Origin of the sequence: Mesorhizobium sp. M4A.F.Ca.ET.020.02.1.1 (genome assembly GCF_004022645.1) — a bacterium.
Lineage (GTDB): Bacteria > Pseudomonadota > Alphaproteobacteria > Rhizobiales > Rhizobiaceae > Mesorhizobium.
In genome coordinates this window covers 1-2,548 of sequence record NZ_RZOI01000807.1, presented here as the reverse complement: position 1 = coordinate 2,548, position 2,548 = coordinate 1, and the positions used below count along the sequence as shown (strand labels likewise).

Sequence of the window (2,548 nt, the reverse complement as noted above, 5' to 3'; positions counted from 1 at the left end):
TCCCAATGCCGCTCCATCAGATCGGCGATCTTGAGAAGCAGGAGCTGGCGCTCATACGGCTTGAACCGGCTCCACGGTCCTTCGAAGGCACGGCGCGCGGCGGCGACGGCGAGGTCGATGTCCCCGGCACCGGATCGCGGCACGGTGCCGATCACCGCCCCCGTGGCGGGGTTGCGCGTCTCGAAGGTGCGGCCGCTCGCCGCGTCGCGCCACTTTCCATCGATCAGCATCTTGCGGTGCCGGCCGTCGATGGGAACGCGCAAGGATAGATCTTTCGCCGATGCCGTCATTGCCGCAGACCCTTGTTCCTGAAACGCCCGGCCGAAAGCAAAGCCGCCGTTGCAGACCAGCACCGCCTATGTAACGTGCCGCGGGTGAACAAAGGAAGACACATAGGGCCCGACGCCCGCTATACGGAGCTGGTCATCCCGCCGTCGACAAGAGCATCTGACCGGTGACGAAACTGGCGGCGTTCGAAGGCAGGAAGATCGCCGCGCCACCGAGCTCGTCGGCGCGATCTTCCGGCACCACGACGTCGTTCCGCTGACCTTCGCGCGCTGGCCCACCCACGGCAAACCAGTCGTCTTTGATTTCGATGCCAGGCCGACGGCAGTCGAGACAGCAACGGCGGTCATTCGAAAGTGTAGGTGAACCCTTCCGCGGAAGCCCCGACGGTCACTTTCGTCATCTTTTCGCCTTCGAGCGAACGGTTCAGAACGCCGCGGCTCAGTTCCGGCAGCAGCGTGTTGGTGAGGATGGCGTCGATCATTCTCCCGCCGGATTCGATCTCGGTGCAGCGCGCCTTGACCAGATCCATGACCCCGTCGCCGATCACCAGCTCGGCATCGCTTGTGGCTCGCAGCCGGCGCGCGATCTTGGCGAACTGGTGGCGCGTGATCGCCTCGATCATCGCATCCGACAGCGGATAGTAGGGTATGGTCACCACCCGGCCAAGGAAGGCCGCGGGGAAAACCTTGAGCAACGGGCCGCGCAAGGCGGTGTCGAGATCGTCGAGCCCGGCTCGCACCGTGCCGTTCCCGGTGCGGTCCATGATGACCTCGGAGCCGACATTGGATGTGAGCAGGATCAGCGTGTTCTTGAAATCGATCCGCCGGCCTTCGCTGTCGTCCATCATGCCCTTGTCGAAGACCTGGAAGAAAATCTCGTGCACGTCGGGATGCGCCTTCTCGACCTCGTCGAGCAGGATCACCGAATAGGGTTTTCTGCGCACCGCCTCGGTTAGGATACCGCCCTTGCCGTAGCCGACATAACCGGGCGGCGCGCCCTTGAGCGTCGAGACCGTATGCGCCTCCTGGAATTCGGACATGTTGATCGAGATGAGGTTCTGCTCGCCGCCATAGAGCGTTTCGGCCAGCGCCAGCGCGGTCTCGGTCTTGCCGACGCCGGAAGGACCGCAGAGCAGGAACACGCCCACCGGCTTTTCCGGCGCGCCGAGCCCGGCGCGGCTGGTCTGCACGCGTTTGGCGATCATCTCCATCGCGTGATCCTGGCCGACCACGCGCTCGGCAAGCGTGGCGGCGAGCTTGAGCGCCTTCTCGGTCTGGCTGGACAGCATCCGTCCGGTCGGGATGCCGGTCCAGTCCTGCACCACCGCGGCCACGGCGTTGCGGTCGACAGATGGCAGGATCAGCGGCGTCTCGCCCTGGGCCGCGGCAAGTTCCGCCATCAATTCGCGCAATCGTGCCAGGTCGGCGGCGGAATCCGGTGGCGAAGCGGCGACCTCGGCAACGGGCGCCTCGACCTTGGCTGCCTTCGTTTTCGCGGCCTTCGTCTTCGAGGTCTTGGTTTCCGCTGCTTTCACCTCCGGCGCCTTGGCCCCGGGTGCCTTCTTCTCCGGTGCGTCTGCTCCGGTCGCGGCAGCCGCTTCGCCGCCGGCAGCTTCCTCGGCGCCCACCGGATCGAGCGGCACGCCCTCGCCGCGCAGTCGTGCGCGCAGGTCAAGGATTTCGGCCACCAGCGCCTTTTCCCGGTCCCAACGGGCCTGGGCGGCGGCCAAAGCGGCTTCGGTTTCGGCCAGGCCGGCATCGACCCTGACCTGCCGGTCCGCCACCTCGATGCCGATCGCCGCCTCGCGGCCGATGATGCCGCGCTCGACCTCGAGCGCCTGGCGACGGCGCAATATGTCCTCGACCTCGGCAGGCGTCGCATGCTGCGAAATGGCGACGCGGGCGCAGGCCGTGTCGAGAAGGCTGACCGCCTTGTCGGGCAGCTGCCGCGCCGGAATGTAGCGATGCGACAAGGCAACCGCCGCCTCGATCGCCTCGTCCAGAATCTGCACCTTATGGTGCTGTTCCAGGACGCCGGCGACGCCGCGCAGCATCAGCACGGCCACGACTTCCGACGGCTCATCGATCTTGACCACCTGGAAGCGGCGGGTCAGCGCCGGGTCTTTCTCGATATGCTGCTTGTATTCGGCCCAGGTCGTCGCCGCGATGGTGCGAAGCTCGCCGCGTGCCAGCGCCGGCTTCAGGAGATTGGCGGCATCGCCGGTTCCGGCGGCACCCCCGGCGCCGATCAGCGTGTGCGC

The 2,548-nt window shown here is 66.5% G+C and carries 2 protein-coding genes; both read right to left on the bottom strand.

Going from position 1 to position 2,548, the window contains the following annotated elements; all coding sequences use genetic code 11:
• Window positions 1-290 (bottom strand): aldehyde dehydrogenase family protein (locus EN742_RS31415; RefSeq protein ID WP_128333693.1); only part of this gene is annotated, 290 nt, incomplete at its 3' end.
• A gap of 341 nt (window positions 291-631) precedes the next feature.
• A partial coding sequence (locus EN742_RS31405) for an AAA family ATPase (RefSeq protein WP_128333692.1) occupies window positions 632-2,548 on the bottom strand: 1,917 nt, incomplete at its 5' end.